The organism is Cellulomonas pakistanensis, assembly GCF_016862755.1.
Taxonomy (GTDB): Bacteria; Actinomycetota; Actinomycetes; order Actinomycetales; family Cellulomonadaceae; genus Cellulomonas; species Cellulomonas pakistanensis.
The window spans coordinates 17,878-36,543 of record NZ_BONO01000035.1; the positions used below are offsets into that span (position 1 = coordinate 17,878).

Sequence of the window (18,666 nt, forward strand, 5' to 3'; positions counted from 1 at the left end):
CGCCGCGTCGATCAGGCCGGCAGGGCCCGCCGGGGACCGTCCGCCCGGGTGCCCGCGACGCCGACCCGGGCCTGCGCGCCCAGCACGTACGCGCCGCGCTCGGCGACCACGACGGGGTTCAGCTCGAGGTGCAGCAGCTCGGGCAGCTGGTCGGCGAGCACCGCGACGCGCGCGAGCACCTCCTCCAGCGCGGCGACGTCGAGCGGCGGCACGCCCCGGTAGCCGAACAGCCGGGGCGCGGACCGCGGGGCGCGCACCATGTCGGAGACGTCGACGTCGGTCAGCGGTGGAACGGCCCAGGCGACGTCTCCCAGCAGGTCGGTGGTGTCGCCGCCGAGCCCGAAGCCGAGCACCGGGCCGAACAGCGGGTCCTCGGCGGACCGGATGACGCAGGCGACGCCGTGCGGGGCCATCGCCTGCACCTCGAGCGGCGCGCGCCCCGGCTCGGGCTCGCGGCCGGCGGCCAGCGCGAGCACCTGGGCCACGTCGGCGCGCAGCTCGGTCTCGTCGTGCACGTCCAGCCGCACGCCGCCCAGGTCGGAGCGGTGCCGCAGCGCGGGCACGGTGGACTTGAGCGCCACCGGCCAGCCCAGCCGGTCGGCGGCCGCGACGGCCTCGTCCGCGTCGTGCACGCCGACGGTCGGGAACACGTGCACGCCGGCAAGGGACAGGAGCTCGGCGACCTGCTCGTGCGTGAGGTCGAGGGAGGCGCGGCTGCCCGCCTCGTCGAGCCAGCCCGCGATCCGGCGACGCGCGGTGCGGGCGTGGATGCCCTCGGGCGCGACGAGCCGGCCGCGGTCGGCGGACCGCCACGCGGCGTACCGGGCCGCCTGGCCGAGCGCGAGCACCGCGTCCTCGGGCGTGGTGTACGCGGGCACGGTGCGCAGCGCGCCGTCCGCGTCGGGCGCGGTCAGCGCCGGGGTCGCGCCGTGCAGGCCGAGCAGGCAGGCGACGGACGTGCGCCCGGACCCGGCGGCGTGCCGGGCGAGCGCCTGCGCCACGCGGTCGTCCCGGGGACCGACGGTCGGGACGTGCATGGTGACGACGACCTCGACGTCCGGGTCGGAGTACACCTGGGCGAACGTGCGCTCGACCTTCGCGTCGTCGGCGTCCTCGTGCAGGATCGCCGGGGCGCGCGCGACGGTGAACCCCGCGGCGGCCAGCGCCTCCGTCACCAGGGACGCGGCGGCGGACGACGACGCGACGACCGCGGCGCGCCGGCCCGGCGGCAGCGGCTGCAGCGCGAACAGCTGGGACACCTCGAGCATCTGGTGCACGTTGTCCACCAGCACCACGCCCGAGCGGCGCATGACCTCCTGCAGCGTCTGCCGGGACGCCTGCGTGGGCCGGACGGCGTGCCCGGGCGGTACGACGTGGCCCGACCGGCCCGCCGTCACCACGACGACGGGCTTCGCGGACGCGAGCCGCCGGGCGACCCGGGAGAACTTCCGGGGGTTGCCGATCGACTCCAGGTACAGCGCGACGACGTCCGTCGAGTCGTCGTCCTGCCAGAACTGCATGAGGTCGTTGCCCGACACGTCCGCGCGGTTGCCGGCGGACACCAGGTGCGCGAGCCCGAGGTGCCGGCGGCGCACCGACCCGAGGATCGACACCGCGGTGGACGCCGACTGGCAGAACAGGCCGATCCGGCCGGCCGGCGGCGGGTCCTCGGTGAGCGAGGCGTTCAGCAGCCCGCCGGCGGCGTGCGCGAGCAGCCCGTAGGACCGCGGGCCGACGACCCGCAGGCCGGCGGCGTGCGCGGCGCGCAGCAGGGCCCGCTGCAGCGCCAGCCCGGTCGGCCCCTGCTCGGCGTAGCCGCCGGACAGCACCACGACGCCCTTGACGCCGAGCCGGCCGAGCGCGCGCACGGCGACGACCGCCTCGGCGGCGGGCAGGGCGAGCACGGCGAGGTCGACGGGGCCGGGCACGTCGTCGATCCGGTCCCAGTGGCGGACCACCGGGGCGGTCCCGGGCGCGCCGGGGTCCGGCTCGGACGCGACCGCCGGCGCCGGGCGGCCCACCACGTGCACCTCGACGGGGCGGTCGTCGCCGCCGGCGGCCGTGACCGCGCCGGTCCGGTGCTCGGGCTCGTCGCCCCGCGCTCCGCCCGCGGCCAGGTCCGCGAGGACCCGCTCCGCGCGCCGGTCGTCGAGCGAGCCCGGCGCGGCGTGCGGCGACGACAGCACCAGCACGGACCGCGCGTGCAGCAGCGCCTGCACGCTGCGCGCCTCGGCGGCGTGCTCGCGCGCCATCATCACGGCGAGCGACCGGTCGGTCGGGTCGATGTCGAACCCGACGGTCACGACGCCGTCCTCCAGGTGCTGCTGCAGCGAGTACCCGGCCTCGCGGAACACGGCGATCATCCGGCCGTTCTGCGGCATCACGTCGGCGGTGAACCGGCGGATCCCCCGCTCGCGCGCCGCCGCGGCCAGGTGCTCGAGCAGCACGGAGCCCAGCCCGCGGCCGTGGTGCGCGTCGGCGATGTTGAACGCGACCTCGGCCTCGTCGGGGCCGACCTTGTCGTAGCGCGCGACGCCGATGATCGCGTCGTCCCCCGTCACCGCGACGAGCGCGACCCGGTCGCGGTGGTCGACCCGGGTGAACCGGGCCAGGTCGCGGTCGGGCAGCCGTTCGAGCGGCGCGAAGAACCGGAACACGATCGACGCCTCGGACTGCCCGACGTGGAACGCCTGCAGCGCGTCGGCGTCCTCGGGGCGGATCGGGCGCACGTGCGTGGTGCTGCCGTCGCGGAGGACGACGTCGGCCTCCCAGCTCTCCGGGTACACGGCGGGCGCCTGGTCCCCCGCGGAACCCGTGCTCTCGGCCATGGTCCCGAGCCTAACCAACGCCGCGACCGCGCGTCGTGGTGGTCCACGGGGTCGCCGGGCGGGGACAATGGGCGCCGACCACCGACCCACGCACCGCCGAGGGAGCACCCCGCAGCATGGCGCGCCGCAGCAGCACCCCCGACGTCCCGCCCGAGGACGTCGCCGAGCGCATCGTCGACATCGACGTCGCCACCGAGATGGAGGGCTCGTTCCTCGAGTACGCCTACTCGGTCATCTACTCGCGCGCCCTGCCCGACGCCCGGGACGGCCTCAAGCCGGTGCAGCGCCGGATCCTGTTCCAGATGTCCGACATGGGCCTGCGTCCCGACCGGCCGTTCGTGAAGTCGGCGCGCGTCGTCGGCGAGGTCATGGGCAAGCTGCACCCGCACGGCGACACCGCCATCTACGACGCCATGGTCCGCATGGCGCAGCCGTTCTCGCTGCGGCTGCCGCTCGTCGACGGGCACGGCAACTTCGGCTCGCTCGACGACGGCCCTGCCGCCCCGCGGTACACCGAGGCCCGGATGGCGCCGTCCGCGCTCGCGATGACGCAGAGCCTGGACGAGGACGTCGTCGACTTCGTCCCGAACTACGACAACAAGCTGACCCAGCCGGGCGTGCTGCCCGCCGCCATCCCGAACCTGCTGGTGAACGGCGCGTCCGGCATCGCGGTCGGCATGGCCACCAACATGGCGCCGCACAACCTGGTCGAGGTCGTGGCCGCCGCCCGGCACCTGGTGCTGCACCCCGAGGCGACCCTCGACGAGCTGCTGCGGTTCGTGCCGGGCCCCGACCTGCCCAGCGGCGGCAAGATCGTCGGCCTGGAGGGCGTGCGCGACGCGTACCGCACCGGCCGCGGCGCGTTCCGGACCCGGGCCACCGCGCGGATCGAGAACGTCACCCCGCGCCGCAAGGGCATCGTCGTCACCGAGCTGCCGTACACCGTCGGCCCCGAGAAGGTCATCGAGAAGATCAAGGAGGGCGTGCAGTCCAAGAAGCTCTCCGGCATCGCGGACGCGCTCGACCTCACCGACCGGCAGCACGGCCTGCGCCTGGTCATCGAGGTCAAGACCGGGTTCAACCCCGAGGCCGTGCTGGAGCAGCTCTACCGGTACACGCCGCTCGAGGACTCGTTCTCGATCAACAACGTCGCCCTGGTCGAGGGCCAGCCCCGCACCCTCGGCCTGCGCGAGCTGCTGCAGGTCTGGGTCGACCACCGGATCTCCGTCGTGCGGCGGCGGAGCCAGTTCCGGCTGCGGAAGAAGCAGGAGCGGCTGCACCTCGTCGAGGGCCTGCTGATCGCGATCGTCGACATCGACGAGGTCATCCAGGTCATCCGCTCCTCCGACGACGCCGACGCCGCCCGCACCCGGCTGCGCCAGGTGTTCGACCTGTCCGAGCCGCAGGCCGAGTACATCCTCGAGCTCCGGCTGCGCCGCCTGACCAAGTTCTCCCGCATCGAGCTGGAGAAGGAGCGCGACGAGCTGCTCGAGGAGATCGCGGCCCTGCAGGCGATCCTCGGCGACGAGTCGCTGCTCCGGACGACGGTCAGCGACGAGATGGCCGAGGTCGCCGCGACCTACGGCACCCCGCGCCGCACCATCCTGCTCGAGTCCGCCGGCGGGGTCGCGACCGCCGCGGAGGGGGCGCCCGCGCCGCGGTCCGGCCGCGCCGCCGCCCCCGCGCTGTCGCTCGAGATCGAGGACTCCCCCTGCTACGCGCTGCTGTCCGCGACCGGCCTGATCGCGCGGACCGGCAGCACCGACGTCGCGCTGCGGCCCGCGCCGGGCGCCGGGCGGTCCAAGCACGACGTGCTCGCCGGGGCCGTGGCCACGTCCGTGCGCGGCGAGGTCGGCGTGCTGACGTCGCGCGGCGTCGTGCGCCGGGTGTCCGTGCTCGACCTGCCCGGGCTGCCGCCGACCGACGGCGCGCCGAACCTGTCCGGCGGGCTGCCGCTGTCCGAGCTGCTGGCGCTCGACAAGGGCGAGCGGGTCGTCTCGCTGGTGTCCGTCGCGCCCGACGCCCCGACGCTCGCGCTCGGCACGGCGCAGGGCGTCGTGAAGCGCGTGACCTCCGGCGAGGCGCCCGCGAACCGCGACTCCTGGGAGGTCATCGGCCTCAAGGACGGCGACGAGGTCGTGGGCGCCGCCGCCGTCACGGACGACGACGAGCTCGTGTTCATCTCGTCCGACGCCGCGCTGCTGCACTTCGCCGCCGCCTCCGTGCGGCCGCAGGGTCGGCCCGCGGGCGGCATGGCGGGCATCAAGCTCGCCGCCGGCCAGCGGGTCGTGCACTTCGGGGCGCTGCCCGCCGGGTCCGACGCGGCCGACGACGCCGAGGGGCCCGTCGTGGTGACCGTCGCCGGGTCGTCGACCGCGCTGCCGGGCACCCAGACCGGGTCCGCCAAGGTCACGCCGTTCTCGCGCTACCCGGGCAAGGGCCGCGCCACCGGCGGCGTCCGGGCGCACCGGTTCCTCAAGGGCGAGGACGCGCTGTTCCTCGCCTGGGCCGGGCCGGCGCCCGCGCGGGCCACGGGGTCGGCCGGGCAGCCGGTCGACCTGCCGGAGCCGGACGAGCGCCGGGACGGGTCGGGCCAGCCGCTGGCGGCGCCGCCGCTCGCGATCGGCTGACGCCGCCGCCGGCGGCGGCGCGGGCGCGCGCGCCGACCCGCGTCAGCGGCGGCGCTGCCGCCGTCGGCGGCGCGGGCGCCGAGTGGGCACGCGACGCGTCGAGTGGGCATCCCCTGGTTGCCCACTCGACGCGTCCGGTGCCCACTCGACGCATCCGGCGCCCACCCGACGCATCCCGGTGCCCGCTCGGCGGTTCCCGGGGCGCGGCGCCGCGGGTCAGTGCGCGGGGGCCGTCGCGGCGATGCGCGCGCGGACCAGGCCCGACACCTCGACGAGCGACGCGACCTGCGCCTCGTCCAGCGGCGCGAGCAGCAGGTCCCGCACGAGGACGCGCCGCGTGCGCTGCGCGGCCTTCGCGGCGGCCACCCCGGCGTCGGTCAGGCAGACGACCGTCCCGCGGCCGTCCTGGCGGTCGCGGGTGCGGGTGACCAGCCCACGGGTCTCCATGCGCCGCAGCTGGTGCGACACCCGGCTGTCCTGCCACTCGGCCGCGGCGGCGAGGTCCTTGGCGCGCAGCCCGGGGTGCCCGGCGGCCAGCAGCGGCTCGAGCAGCTCCAGGTCGGCGACGGACACGCCGGCCTCGGCCCCGAGCCCGCGCTCGAGCGCCGTGAACATCTCCCGGGAGAGTCCCAGGTACATCCGCCAGGTGGCGTCCTCGTCGACCTGCGCACGCCCGTCCTCTGGAGCCATGCGCACAGCGTAGGGCCAGGCCGTCGTGCGTCGAACCGTATTCAGACCTCGATCGTGTACATGACCGCGCCGTGCGTGACCTCGTACCCGAGGCTCGCGTACAGGCCGTGCGCGCCGGACGGGTTCTCCGTGTCCACGTCCAGCTCGGCGTACTGCATGCCGTCGGCCCGGAACGACGTCATCGCCGCCGTGAGCAGGGCCGGCGCGAGCCCGCGGCCGCGCCACGCGCGGCGCACGCCGAGCAGCTCGGTGTAGCCCGAGGTGAACCCGGCGACCGCCCAGTCGTGCTCGTAGCGCCCCGAGAGCGTGTACCCGGCGACCTCGCCGGTCGCCTCGTCGACCGCCACGTGGCTCCACTGCGGCGCGAACATCGCGCGGCCCTGCTGCCAGTGCGCGGCCGTCCGGGGCTCGCTCCCCCAGTGGTCGGCGAACGCCTCGTTGTGCGCGAGCCGCACGGCCTCGTCGAGGTCCGGCGACCAGGGCACGATCCGCACGCCGTCGAGCGGGCGCGGCTCGGGCAGCGGCCGCGACAGGTCCCGCCGCATGTCGGTGAAGTACCGGATCGGGGCGAAACCCGCCGCCGCGTGCAGGGCGAGCGCGTCCGCGCGGTGGTCCTCGAGGAACGCGGCGATCCGGCCGGGCGCGTCCTTGCCGGACTCGGCGAGCTTCTGCCGGGCCCGCGCGGTCGCCCACGCCAGCAGCGCGCGCCCGATGCCGCGGCCGCGCCAGGCGGGGTCGACGCCGCCGCCGAGCCAGACCCGGACGACCCGCACGTCCCCGGGCGGCGCGTCGACCGTGATCCAGGCGCGCGGGACGCCGTCGGCGTCGAGGCCGACCCGGGTGTCCCGCGCCGGGTCCTTCCAGTCGCCGTCGAACCCCTCGCCGACCTCGACCTCGCTGGTGCGGAAGGGCTGGGCGTCGGCGTCCTCGACCCGGGCGACGAGCGCCGCCAGCACGGGGACGTCCGCGCGGGTGAGCGCGCGCCAGGTCAGCCCGGTCGCGGCGCGGTCGGGCTCGGGCAGGGTCGCGGGGGCCGCGGCGCGCTCGGCGAGCGACCGGGCTCCGGTGGTCGTCGCGGGGGTCTGCGTGGTCTCGGGCATGCGGGACACGGTGCCCGACGGCGCGCGCGGTGTCACGCGGATTCCCCCGCCGCGCGGGTCGGTCCCCGATCGCCGGGCGCTCGCTCCTGCCCTCCACGCGGCCGGGGCCGCGGCGGAGGGCAGGCGTCGTGAGCGGGTCAGGCGTCGATCTGCGAGGCGTCCAGCGTCGAGGCGCCGGCCACGATGAAGTCCTTGCGCGGCGCGACGTCGGAGCCCATCAGCAGCTCGAACGTCTCCTCCGCGCTGCGGACCATCGCGTCGGCGTGCTCCGCGGCGGGCAGGGTCACGCGGCGCAGGGTGCGGTGCCGCGGGTCCATGGTGGTCTCCGCCAGCTGGTCCGCGTCCATCTCGCCGAGGCCCTTGTAGCGCTGGATGTCGTCCTTGTAGCGCTTGCCGACCTTGTCGAGCTTCTTCAGCGTCGCCGCGAGCTCGGCCTCCGAGTACGTGTAGATGTACTCGTTCTTCCGGCTGCCCGCGCCGATCACCTCGATGCGGTGCAGCGGCGGGACGGCGGCGTACACGCGCCCGGCCTCCACGAGCGGACGCATGTACCGGAAGAACAGCGTGAGCAGCAGGGTGCGGATGTGCGCGCCGTCGACGTCGGCGTCGGTCATCAGGACGACTTTGCCGTACCGGCGGGCGTCCAGGTCGAACGTGCGGCCGGAGCCGGCGCCGAGCACCTGGATGATCGCCGCGCACTCCGCGTTGCGGAGCATGTCGGAGATCGAGGCCTTCTGGACGTTGAGGATCTTCCCGCGGATCGGCAGCAGGGCCTGGTAGTCCGACGACCGCGCGAGCTTGGCGGTGCCGAGCGCGCTGTCCCCCTCGACGATGAACAGCTCGGTGCGCTCGACGTCGTCGCTGCGGCAGTCCGCGAGCTTCGCCGGGAGCGAGGACGTCTCCAGCGCCGTCTTGCGGCGGGAGATCTCCTTCTGCTTGCGCGCCGAGACGCGGGCGCGCATCTCCCCCACGACCTTGTCGAGCAGCGCGGCGGACTGCGCCTTGTGCTCGCGCTTCGCGGAGGTCATGAGCGCCGTCAGCTCGGCGTCCACGACCTTGGCCACGATGTTCCGCACCGGCGCCGTGCCGAGGACCTCCTTGGTCTGACCCTCGAACTGCGGCTCGGCCAGGCGGACGGTCACGACGGCGGTGAGACCCGCGAGCACGTCGTCCTTCTCGATCTTCTCGCCGCCGTCCTTGGCGGAGATCTTGAGCCGGCGGGCGTTGGCCTCGACCTGCTTGCGGACCGTGCGCAGCACCGCGGTCTCGAAGCCCGCGAGGTGGGAGCCGCCCTTGGGCGTCGCGATGATGTTGACGAAGGTCCGGACCTCGGTCTCGTAGCCCGTGCCCCAGCGGAGCGCGACGTCGACCTCGCAGTCGCGCTGCACCTCCTGCGGCGTCATGTGGCCGCGCGCGTCCAGCACCGGCACCGTCTCGGAGAACATGCCGGAGCCGGTCAGCCGCCAGGTGTCGGTCACTGGGGCGTCCGGCGCCAGGAAGTCCGCGAAGTCGACGGTGCCGCCGTCGTGGCGGAACACCTCCTCGTGCGGGCCCTCGGCGCCCGGGGTGCCGGCGAGCCCGCGCTCGTCGCGGACGGTGATCGTGAGACCCGGCACCAGGAAGCTGGTCTGCCGGGCACGGGTCACGAGCTCGTCGTACGAGAACACCGCCGAGGTCGGGAAGATGTTCCGGTCCGCCCAGTAGCGGATGCGCGTGCCGGTGCGGCCCTTCGCGACCTTGCCGACGACGTCGAGCTGCGAGCGGGCCACGAACGGCTCGAACGGCGACTCCGGGCTCCGGCCGGCGGAGTCGTCGAACACGCCCGGCTCGCCGCGGTGGAAGGTCATCCGGTGCGTCTTGCCGCCGCGGTCCACCTCGACGTCGAGGCGGGACGACAGCGCGTTCACGACGGACGCGCCGACGCCGTGCAGGCCGCCCGCTGCGCCGTACGAGCCGCCGCCGAACTTGCCGCCCGCGTGCAGCTTGGTGAGCACGACCTCGACGCCGGTCAGGCCGGTCTTCGGCTCGACGTCGACCGGGATGCCGCGCCCGCTGTCCCGCACCTCGACCGACGAGTCGGCGTGCAGCACGATGTCGATGCGGTCGCCGTGGCCCGCCAGGGCCTCGTCGACGGAGTTGTCGATGATCTCCCAAAGACAGTGCATGAGGCCCCGGGAGTCGGTGGACCCGATGTACATGCCCGGACGCTTGCGGACCGCCTCGAGCCCCTCGAGCACGGAGAGGTGGCGGGCGGTGTAGCTGGACTCGGCGGAAGCGGTCGACACGAGTCCCGAGGGTAGTGGCTGGGACCGACAGATCCGCGGCACCATGCCGCCGCCGGGCGTCGATCCTCAGGGCGTCGTGCTCGGGCGGTCTCGATCCGGTGTCGGTCGTGTGACGGCAGGGTGACATCGTCCGGCCGGGCGTACGCGGTGAGCGAACCACCCGCTCCCGACGGGAAGGATCCGGGCCGGAGATGGTTGTATGACAGCGTGACGGAGACGATCGAGACCACGAACCCGCTGACCGCAGCCGACCGCTGCGACCGCTGCGGCGCTCAGGCCTACGTCCGCGTGCAGCTGCCCGTGGGCGAGCTCCTGTTCTGCGCCCACCACGCGCGCGAGCACGCGCCGAAGTACTCGCAGGTCGCGACCCACGTGCAGGACGAGACGGACAAGCTGCTCGCCGAGCACGGAGCCGGGGCCGGCGCCGCTCGCTGAGCCGCACCAGCACCCCCGCGGGCGCACCGGGACGAGGCGCCGCCCGCCGCGACGACACGAGGGGCCCGCCCCCGGCTGCGGCCGGGAGCGGGCCCCTCTGCGTGCCGGCCGCCCGGCTCAGCGGCGCAGGACGACCTTGAGCGCGTCGTGCTGCCCGGCGCTGCCGAACACCCCGTAGGCCTCGTGCATCTGGTCGAGCGCGAACGTGTGCGTGCCCATGGACCGGATGTCCAGCGAGCCCTCGGCCACGAGGTCGAGCAGCATCGGGGCGGTCACGCCGTCGACCAGGCCCATCGTGATCGTGATGTTCTCGATCCAGAGGCGGTCGATCGGCAGCGTGACCGGGCGCCCGTGCACGCCGATGTTCGCCACGTGCCCGTACGGCACCACGAGGTCGAAGGCCGCCTCCAGCGTCTGCGGGACGCCGACCGCCTCCATGACGACGTCGGCGCCGCGCCCGCCGCAGAGCGCCCGGACCTCGTCCTGCCAGCCCTCCGCGCCCGCGTGCACCGCGTGCGTCGCGCCGAAGTCCTGCACGGCCCGCTCGAGCCGGAACGGGTCGAGGTCCACGGCGACCACCCGCCGCGCGCCGTGCAGGTGCGCCGTCGCCATCGCGGCGAGGCCGACGGGGCCCGCGCCGATGCACACGACGGAGTCGCCCGGCGAGACCGCGCCGTTGCGCACGCCCATCTCGTAGCCGGTCGGGAAGATGTCCGACAGGAAGATGACCTCCTCGTCGGACAGCCCCGGCGGCACCCGGTGCAGCGAGGTGTCGCCGAACGGCACCCGCACGAGCTCGGCCTGCGTGCCGTCGACCAGGTGGCCGAGCACCCAGCCGATCCCGCCGACGGACTGGCAGTGGCTCGCCTGCCCGACGCGGCAGTACCGGCACGTGCCGCACGAGGTGATCGCCGGGACGACGACGCGGTCGCCCACCGCGAACTTGCCGACGGCCGAGCCGACCTCGACCACCGTGCCCACCGCCTCGTGGCCCAGCACCCGGCCGGGCGTCACGGCCGGCACGTCGCCCAGCAGGATGTGCAGGTCGGTGCCGCAGATGGTCGTCGTGTCGACCTGGACGACCACGTCCGTCGGGTCGACCGCGTGCGCGTCCGGCACGTCCTCCCACTCCTTGTGCCCGGGGCCGTGGTAGACGAGAGCCTTCATCGTGCGTCCTCTCCGGCGGACGGGAGCGCCCGCCGTGCCAGGGTCCGCCTCGCCGTCGAGGGGACCTTCGTCCCCCATTCACCTCCGGCCGCTGGCCGCTGAGTGGGACCGAGGTCCCGACCCGGACACCCGGGCGCGCCGAGGTGGGCCCTCCGGCCGGGCACCCACCCGTCGCCCGTCAGCGCCCGCCCCGCCCCGGGCACGACGAAGGGCCCGTCCCCCTCGCGGGAGACGGGCCCTTCGTCGTGCCGGCTCAGTCCAGGTAGTCGCGCAGCACCTGGGAGCGGCTCGGGTGGCGCAGCTTCGACATGGTCTTCGACTCGATCTGGCGGATCCGCTCGCGGGTCACGCCGTAGACCTTGCCGATCTCGTCGAGCGTCTTCGGCTGGCCGTCCGTGAGGCCGAACCGCATCGAGACGACGCCCGCCTCGCGCTCCGACAGGGTGTCGAGCACCTGGTGCAGCTGCTCCTGGAGGAGCGTGAAGCTCACCGCGTCCGCGGGAACGACGGCCTCGGAGTCCTCGATCAGGTCACCGAACTCGCTGTCGCCGTCCTCGCCGAGCGGGGTGTGCAGCGAGATGGGCTCGCGCCCGTACTTCTGGACCTCGACGACCTTCTCGGGGGTCATGTCGAGCTCCTTGGCGAGCTCCTCCGGCGTGGGCTCCCGACCGAGGTCCTGGAGCATCTGCCGCTGCACGCGCGCCAGCTTGTTGATGACCTCGACCATGTGCACCGGGATGCGGATGGTGCGGGCCTGGTCGGCCATGGCGCGCGTGATCGCCTGGCGGATCCACCACGTGGCGTACGTCGAGAACTTGTAGCCCTTGGTGTAGTCGAACTTCTCGACCGCGCGGATCAGACCGAGGTTGCCCTCCTGGATCAGGTCCAGGAACAGCATGCCGCGGCCGGTGTAGCGCTTGGCGAGCGAGACGACCAGGCGGAGGTTGGCCTCGAGCAGGTGGTTCTTGGCGCGGCGGCCGTCCTGCGCGATCCACTGCAGCTCGCGGCGGGCCTTCGGCTCCAGCTCGTCGCCGATCGCCGCGAGGCGCTCCTCGGCGAACAGGCCGGCCTCGATGCGCTTGGCGAGCTCGACCTCCTGCTCGGCGTTCAGCAGCGCGACCTTGCCGATCTGCTTGAGGTAGTCCTTGACCGGGTCGGCCGTCGCGCCGGCGGTCACGACCTGCTGCGCCGGGGCGTCGTCCTCGTCGCGGTCCGAGACGACGAACCCCGTGTCGGTCGACTCCTCGGGCTTCTTCGCGGCGGCGGCGGGGGCCGCCTCGTCGGCGTCCTCCGTCGTCTCGTCCTCGGCGGTCTCCTCGGCGACGACCTCGATCTCGGCCTCGTCGATCTCGACGTCCTCGAGCTCGACCTCGTCCTCGTCGGTCTCGTCGTCGGACTTGGCCTTGGTGGCCTTGGTCGCCTTGACCGGCTTCGCGGTGGCGGCCTTGCCGGCGGCCGCCTTCTTCGCGGCGGGCTTGGCAGCGGCGCGCGTGGTCCGCTTGGCGGCGGGCTTCTCGGCGTCGTCGCCGTCCTCGGCCGCGACGGTCGCCTTGGCCGACGGGCGCGCCTTGGCGGTGGTGGCCGCGACGGCGCGGGCGGGGGCGGCGGTCGGCTCCTCGATGGTGATGCCGGCGTTGGCCAGACCGCGCACGACGGCCTTCAGCCGCTTGGCGTCCTCCACCTGAGCGGCCTCGCATGCGTGACGCAGCGCAGCGGCGTCGACGCTGCCGTTGGTGCGCCCGGCGCGCACGAGGTCCTGCAGGGCGGGGTGCTCGAACTCACGCGGGAGGGTGGGGGTGGGAGTCTGGGGCGTCACGAATGACCTTTCGGCAGCAAGGGACCCGGTTCGGCGCATCGGGTACCTCGATATTGTACCGGCCCGCACCCACCACGGGATGCCCCCGGACGGGCGGCGAGGCCTCGGCCCGGCAGGCCGGATGACCTGTCGTAGGTGCTCAACGCGCGGCACCCGCCGAGGATTCCCGCGGCGGGTGCCCGAGGTGGCGCGGGCGCCGGGCGCGGCGCGCTCCCGCCGCCCGGGCGCGTCGGTCGGTGGCGTGCCGGTCGCGCGGGTCGGCGCGTCGTCCGGGTCGGTCGCAGGCGTACCGGTCGGGCGCGGGTCGGCGCGCACGCCGGTCGGGGCGCAGGTCGGAGCCCGGGGTCGCCGTCGACCGGGCGCGCGGAACGGACCGGACGCGCGGAACGGACCGGACGGGCGGAACGGACCGGACGGGCGGAACGGACCGGACGAGCGGAACGGGCCGGACGCGCGGAACGGACCGGACGGGCCGGACGCGCGGGGTGTCAGCTCGGGTCGGGCTTGACCGCCAGGACCGGGCACGGGGAGTCGAGCAGGATCCGCTGCGCGTTCGCGCCGAGGATGAGCTTGCCGACCGGGCTGCGACGCCGCAGCCCGATGACGATGAGCGTGGCGTCGGTCTCCTCCGCCGTGCCGATGAGCGACTCGGCGACGTCGCGGCCGCCGGCGATGACGCGCACGTCGTGCGGCACGTCCCGCTCCTCCAGCGAGGCGCGGACCTCGTCGAGGGCCGTGGCGAGCTCGGCACGCTGCTCGTCGGTCTCGTCACCGCGCTCGCTCACGACGACGACGAGCGGCTCCGACCGCCGCACCGCCTCGCCCGTCGCCGCGGTGAGGGCGGCACGCCCCTCGACCGTCGCCAGGTACCCGACCACGATGCTCATCGATTGCTCCTCGCACGTGCGCTGTGCGTCCTCGCCGGCGCGCACCGGAGCGCCGTCGCGCGGGTGCGGGCCGTGGACCGTGCACCGACCGTACCGGAACGCCCCCGGCCGCACGACCGGCGGCTGCGGACCCCGCCGGGCGCCCGCTGCAGCGCCCCGGGCGGGCGCCCGGCGCGCTCAGCAGCGGCGACGCACCCAGCCCGGCGGGAGGCCCGCGCCGAGCGCGCGGTCGAGCAGCTCGGCGAGCCGGTGCCCCGGGTCGTGGTCGAGCGCGCGCTCCACGAGCACCGAGGCCCGCACCGCGTCGCCGTCCCACCACGCGAGGAGCGCCAGGAGGGTGAGGGCCGGCGCCTGCCGGTCGCGGCGGCCGTGCGCGACGACCGCCTCGAGCGCGACCCGGGCGGCGGCCGCGACGTCCTCCCGCGGCTCGCGGCCACGGTCGGGGTCGACGAGCACGTCCAGCGCGTCGCGCACGCGCTCGGAGACCGTCATCGGCAGGTCGTCGCGCGGCGCGGCCGGGTCGTCGCCCGGCGCTCCGCCGCCCGAGCCGCGGTCGTCGGCGGCCGTCGCGTCGACGACGCCGTGGCCGGCACCGGGCCCGCCCGCGGAGCCCGTCCGGTCCTCCGCCCTCGCCGGGTCGTCCGTCCCCGCCGGGTCCTCCGCCCAGGCCGGGTCCTCCGTCCCCGCAGCGCCCTCCGCCCCCGGCTCCGTCCCCGTCGCCGCCCTGGCGACGTCCGGCGCCGGCTCAGCCGCACCCCCGCCGGACCACGCGTCCGCGGCGGGGTCGCGCGGCGGCGCCGGCAGACCCCCCGGCGCCGCCCGCAGCAGGGCGTCGGGCAGGTCGTCGCCGTCCGGGTCGACGAGGGTCAGCACGACGGCGTCCCGCACCACGGGGTCGAGCAGCGCCGCCTCCACCCGCCCGAGGGCGACCGCCGGCGGCGGCGCACCGAGGTCCGCCCGCGCCGCTTCCAGCACGCCGCGCCAGGCGGCGAGCGAGCGCTGCCGCCAGCGCAGCACGCCCGCCGCGTCCTGGGCGCGCAGGAGCCCGTCGAGCCAGCGGGCGCGCGCCGCGGCGGCGGAGCGGCGGCGTCCGGCGGGCGCGGCCCGGACGGCCCCGAGCGCGTCCCGGCTCGCGGCCACGCCGCCCCGCGGGCCCACGAGCCGCCCGGCGAGGACGCCGCCGGCCAGGTCCTCGAGCGGTCGCCCGCCGGGCGGGCAGCAGCCGCCGTCGCGGCAGTCGAGCCCGAGGTAGCGGCCGTGTCCGACGAACCAGACGGTGACCGGGCCGAGCTCGTCGGCGGCCCGCCGCGCGACCTCGGCGGCGCGCGCCGCCCGCGATCCCGGCGGCGGCCGGAGCCCGCGGTCGGGGTCCCGGGGGTCGTCCTCGTCCTCGTACACGACGGCGACGACCTCCGCCGCGCCGTCGGCCGCGAGGTGGGCGGCCACCCGGCGGAGCTCGCGCGGGCCGTCGCGGCCGAGCACGGCCGGCAGGTCCACGCGGGCGACCAGCCCCACCCGGCGGCCCGGAGCGCGCAGCGCTACGAGCACCACGGAGTCCTGCGGGTGGAACCCGAGCTGGTACGGCAGGAGGGCGAGCAGCTCGCGGGGGTGACCGAGGCGCAGCACGGTCCCCGGGTCGGGCGCGGCGCCGTCGCTCCGGGCGGGTTCGGGGGCGGGACGGTCGGGTGCAGGGCGGTCGAGCCCCGAGGTCGTGGTCGTCATGGCCCCACCCGACCGCGCCGCGGCAGCCCGCCGCAGGGCCCGATCCTGCTGCCTGGGGACGCGACGCCCGGACCGGGCTGTGGAGGAGTCGGTGCCCGCCCGCTGCGGCGCTACTGTGGCGCCCGTGCTCCCCCGTGCCACCGCGTCCGTCGTCCTCCTCGCGCTCGTGGCAGTGGTCACGGCGGGCTGCACGGGCGGCGGGGACGGCTCGCCCGCCCCCACCGCGTCCGCGACCGCCGCCGTCCCGGCCCCGACGCCCGGCGAGTCGCTGCTGCCCAGCCCGACGTCGACCGGGTCCGCGGTGGGCGACCTCGCCCCGGGCTTCCCCACCGACCTGGTGTCCCCGCCCGAGGGCAGCGAGGTCCTCGTGTCGAGCGCCGACACCGACGACGCGTCCGGGCTGACGACGATCAGCCTCAACCTGCGCAGCCCGCTGTCGACGGACCAGCTCGTCGAGGCGGTGCGCGAGCCGCTGGCCGCCGCCGGCTTCGCCGAGACCGTCCAGGACCCCGGCGCGGCCGGGCTCGCCGCGTCGTCGACCTTCACCCGGGGCGAGGGCGGCGTGGAGCTGCTGACGCTCGGCGTGCTCGACCGGGACGGCGTGCGCACGCTGACGCTGGGCGGGACCGTCCGGCTGTGAGGCCCTAGGCTCGCCGGGTGAGCCCCGCCCCCGCACTCGTCGACGCCGAGGACCTCCGCACCCGGGTCGACGCCCTGCTCACGGAGCACGTCGAGCACCTGCTGCCCGAACTGGTCGCGTCCGGGTCGGGCGCCGCTCCGCTGGCGGAGGCGCTGCGCCGGATGCTCGCGGGCGGCAAGCGGCTGCGGGCCGCGTTCTGCTGGTGGTCGTGGCGCGCGCACGGCGGCGACCCGGACTCCCCGGAGGCGGCCGCGGTGCTCCGCGTGTGCGCCGCGCTCGAGCTGTTCCAGGCGGCCGCGCTGTTCCACGACGACGTCATGGACGACTCCGACACCCGCCGCGGCGAGCCGGCCGCGCACCGGGCGTTCGCCACGCTGCACGCCGAGCGCGGCTGGTCCGGCGACGCCGGCACCTTCGGCCGCTCGGCGGCGATCCTGCTCGGCGACCTGGCCCTGGTCGCGAGCGAGCGCGAGTTCGTGCGCGCCGTCGCCGACCTGCCCGCCGACCGGCGCGACGCGGCCCACGCGGTCTTCGAGGGCATGCGCACGGAGGTGACCGTCGGGCAGTACCTCGACCTGCTCGCCGAGGTGCTGCCGTGGGGCGAGGACCCGGCCGCCGACGAGGCCCGCGCGCGCGAGGTCATCGTCGCGAAGGCCGCCCGCTACTCCGTGGAGCACCCGCTGCTGCTCGGTGCGGTGCTCGCCGGCGCGGACGACGCCGCCCTCGCCGCGACGAGCGCCTACGGGCTGCCGCTCGGCGAGGCCTTCCAGCTGCGCGACGACCTGCTGGGCGTGTTCGGCGACCCTGCGACCACCGGCAAGCCCGCCGGCGACGACCTGCGGGAGGGCAAGCGGACCGTGCTCGTGGCGCGCGCGATGGCGCACGCACGGTCCGCCGGCGACGCCGACCTGGCGGCCGCGCTGCACGCCGGGCTCGGCGACCGCGGGCTGGACGACGACGCCTGCCGCGCGCTGGCCGCGCGGATCGAGGCCAGCGGGGCCGTCGCGGAGGTCGAGGCGCTCATCGCCGACCTGGGCGACCGGGGCTTCGCGGCCCTCGCGCAGGCCCCGCTCACCGAGGAGGGGCGGGCGATGCTCGTCGCGCTCGGCCACGCGGCGGTCGACCGCCGGGCCTGAGACCCGCGCGGCGGCGCGCGCCGCTGCACCACGTCCACCGCCCGCGCCGGACCACCGGCGCGGGCGGACGCGTCAGAGCAGCGCCTGGGCCCGGCGCCGCACCTCGGTCTTGTGCCCGGCGCGCAGCGCGTCCACCGGCCGGCCGGGCAGCGACTCGTCCGGGGTGAACAGCCAGGCGACCGCCTCGGCGTCGGACATGCCGACGTCGCCGAGCACGGAGAGCGTGCCCTGCAGCGACGCGAGCACCGCCGCACGGGCGACGGTCGGCTCGTCGTCCTCGTACCCGCCGGCCTCGGCGGCGGGGTTGCGGGCGTCGACCGGCACCAGGAACGCGGCCGGCACGCTGAGCACGGGCGGGTCGCCGCGACGGACGCCGACGAGGCGACGCTCCTTGAGCAGGCGGCGGACCCGGCCGGCGTCGACGCCGAGCTCGTCCGCCACGTCGGGCACGGTCAGCCAGGAGTCGACCAGGTCATCGGGGTGGGGCTGCGCAGTCACGCGGGCCAGCGTACTGACCGGACGCGCGCGGGGCCGGGTCGACCGCCCGCGACCCGACCGCACCGGCGCACCACCCGCCCCGCGACCCCGACCGCTCAACGCCCGACCCCCGCGCCGCGACCCCGACGGCTCGCGGCCGGGACGGCGCGCGCACCGCCGCGTTCGCCCTGGTGGCGCAGCGCGCTCGCCCGGCCGTGTGAGGCGGGTGTCCGAAATGCCCTGGTCACTGCGCCAAAAGACTCCTCCGGCTTCCCACGCCTCACCCGGTGCACTACCGTCGCACTGGTCACTTCAGTCACACGAGTCACACGAGTCACGCGCACCGGCGCGCAGCCAGCACCGCACCACGACGTCTCAGCACCAGGGGTCCCCACCATGTCGCAGCCCGCCCTCGCCCTCACGGACCAGGCCGCCCGCTCCCAGGACGGCACCCCGGCCCGCGCCGCGAGCCGTCGCGGACGACGCCTCGCCACCAGCACCGGCGCGATCGCCATCGCCGCGGTCGCCGCGACCGCCGGCGCGCCCGCCGCGCACGCGGACGACTCGTACACGGTGCGCTCCGGCGACACGGTCAGCCACATCGCCTCGAAGTACGGGACGACCGTGTCCGCCGTGCGGAGCGCGAACGGCCTCGGCGCGAGCGCCTTCATCCGCGAGGGCCAGCGGCTCACCATCCCGACGTCGGGCGCCGCGGCGGCGGCCGCCCCCGCCGCCGCGGGCGGCACGCACACCGTCGCCTCCGGCGAGACCGTCTCCGCGATCGCGCAGCGCTACGGCACCACGGTCGCCGCGGTCACCTCCGCGAACGGCCTGGACGCCCGGGCGTTCATCC

At 76.2% G+C, this 18,666-nt stretch carries 14 protein-coding genes; 5 read left to right on the top strand and 9 right to left on the bottom strand.

Going from position 1 to position 18,666, the window contains the following annotated elements; translation table 11 throughout:
• Window positions 1-11: 11 nt before the first annotated feature.
• Window positions 12-2,828 (bottom strand): GNAT family N-acetyltransferase, encoded by a 2,817-nt coding sequence (locus tag Cpa01nite_RS17460; protein ID WP_203670139.1) that lies wholly within the window; start codon window positions 2,826-2,828, stop codon window positions 12-14.
• A gap of 116 nt (window positions 2,829-2,944) precedes the next feature.
• Between Cpa01nite_RS17460 and Cpa01nite_RS17465 the strand changes: the two genes are divergently transcribed.
• Complete coding sequence (locus tag Cpa01nite_RS17465) at window positions 2,945-5,458, top strand: DNA gyrase/topoisomerase IV subunit A (RefSeq protein ID WP_203670140.1); 2,514 nt, start codon at window positions 2,945-2,947, stop codon at window positions 5,456-5,458.
• A 216-nt stretch (window positions 5,459-5,674) separates the two neighbouring features.
• Here Cpa01nite_RS17465 and Cpa01nite_RS17470 read toward each other — a convergent pair whose 3' ends face one another.
• From Cpa01nite_RS17470 to Cpa01nite_RS17480, 3 genes are all read right to left on the bottom strand, one after another.
• Window positions 5,675-6,148, bottom strand: a complete 474-nt coding sequence (locus tag Cpa01nite_RS17470) for a MarR family winged helix-turn-helix transcriptional regulator (protein WP_203670141.1) — start codon at window positions 6,146-6,148, stop codon at window positions 5,675-5,677.
• 41 nt (window positions 6,149-6,189) lie between these two features.
• Window positions 6,190-7,248 carry a GNAT family N-acetyltransferase gene (locus Cpa01nite_RS17475; protein WP_203670142.1) on the bottom strand — a complete coding sequence of 353 codons (1,059 nt, stop codon included), beginning with the start codon at window positions 7,246-7,248 and terminating at the stop codon, window positions 6,190-6,192.
• A gap of 137 nt (window positions 7,249-7,385) precedes the next feature.
• Window positions 7,386-9,533 (bottom strand): DNA gyrase/topoisomerase IV subunit B, encoded by a 2,148-nt coding sequence (locus Cpa01nite_RS17480; protein WP_203670143.1) that lies wholly within the window; start codon window positions 9,531-9,533, stop codon window positions 7,386-7,388.
• A gap of 207 nt (window positions 9,534-9,740) precedes the next feature.
• Here Cpa01nite_RS17480 and Cpa01nite_RS17485 point away from each other — a divergent pair, with 207 nt between their 5' ends.
• Entirely contained in the window at window positions 9,741-9,968 is a 228-nt protein-coding gene (locus Cpa01nite_RS17485) for a DUF7455 domain-containing protein (protein ID WP_230323286.1), read from the top strand.
• A gap of 117 nt (window positions 9,969-10,085) precedes the next feature.
• Here Cpa01nite_RS17485 and Cpa01nite_RS17490 read toward each other — a convergent pair whose 3' ends face one another.
• The 4 genes from Cpa01nite_RS17490 to Cpa01nite_RS17505 all read right to left on the bottom strand — a co-directional run bounded on the left by Cpa01nite_RS17490 (window position 10,086) and on the right by Cpa01nite_RS17505 (window position 15,560).
• Window positions 10,086-11,135 (bottom strand): alcohol dehydrogenase catalytic domain-containing protein, encoded by a 1,050-nt coding sequence (locus Cpa01nite_RS17490; protein ID WP_203670145.1) that lies wholly within the window; start codon window positions 11,133-11,135, stop codon window positions 10,086-10,088.
• Between the two features lie 253 nt (window positions 11,136-11,388).
• Window positions 11,389-12,990: an RNA polymerase sigma factor gene (locus tag Cpa01nite_RS17495; protein ID WP_373307475.1), complete on the bottom strand. Its 1,602-nt coding sequence runs from the start codon at window positions 12,988-12,990 to the stop codon at window positions 11,389-11,391.
• 449 nt (window positions 12,991-13,439) lie between these two features.
• The gene (locus tag Cpa01nite_RS17500) at window positions 13,440-13,838 is read right to left on the bottom strand and encodes a universal stress protein (RefSeq protein WP_203670146.1); all 399 of its coding nucleotides are present in this window, start codon (window positions 13,836-13,838) and stop codon (window positions 13,440-13,442) included.
• A 177-nt stretch (window positions 13,839-14,015) separates the two neighbouring features.
• Complete coding sequence (locus Cpa01nite_RS17505) at window positions 14,016-15,560, bottom strand: DUF4192 domain-containing protein (protein ID WP_203670147.1); 1,545 nt, start codon at window positions 15,558-15,560, stop codon at window positions 14,016-14,018.
• 124 nt (window positions 15,561-15,684) lie between these two features.
• Here Cpa01nite_RS17505 and Cpa01nite_RS17510 point away from each other — a divergent pair, with 124 nt between their 5' ends.
• Together Cpa01nite_RS17510 and Cpa01nite_RS17515 are read left to right on the top strand one after the other, a co-directional pair.
• On the top strand, window positions 15,685-16,200 hold the full coding sequence (locus Cpa01nite_RS17510) for a hypothetical protein (protein ID WP_203670148.1): 516 nt from the start codon (window positions 15,685-15,687) through the stop codon (window positions 16,198-16,200).
• A gap of 17 nt (window positions 16,201-16,217) precedes the next feature.
• A complete protein-coding gene (locus Cpa01nite_RS17515) occupies window positions 16,218-17,336 on the top strand; it encodes a polyprenyl synthetase family protein (protein ID WP_203670149.1) in 1,119 nt (372 codons plus the stop codon).
• A gap of 72 nt (window positions 17,337-17,408) precedes the next feature.
• Here Cpa01nite_RS17515 and Cpa01nite_RS17520 read toward each other — a convergent pair whose 3' ends face one another.
• Window positions 17,409-17,834, bottom strand: coding sequence for an Rv2175c family DNA-binding protein (locus Cpa01nite_RS17520; protein ID WP_203670150.1), 426 nt, complete (start codon window positions 17,832-17,834; stop codon window positions 17,409-17,411).
• A gap of 375 nt (window positions 17,835-18,209) precedes the next feature.
• Between Cpa01nite_RS17520 and Cpa01nite_RS17525 the strand changes: the two genes are divergently transcribed.
• A partial coding sequence (locus Cpa01nite_RS17525; RefSeq protein WP_203670151.1) for a LysM peptidoglycan-binding domain-containing protein occupies window positions 18,210-18,666 on the top strand: 457 nt, incomplete at its 3' end.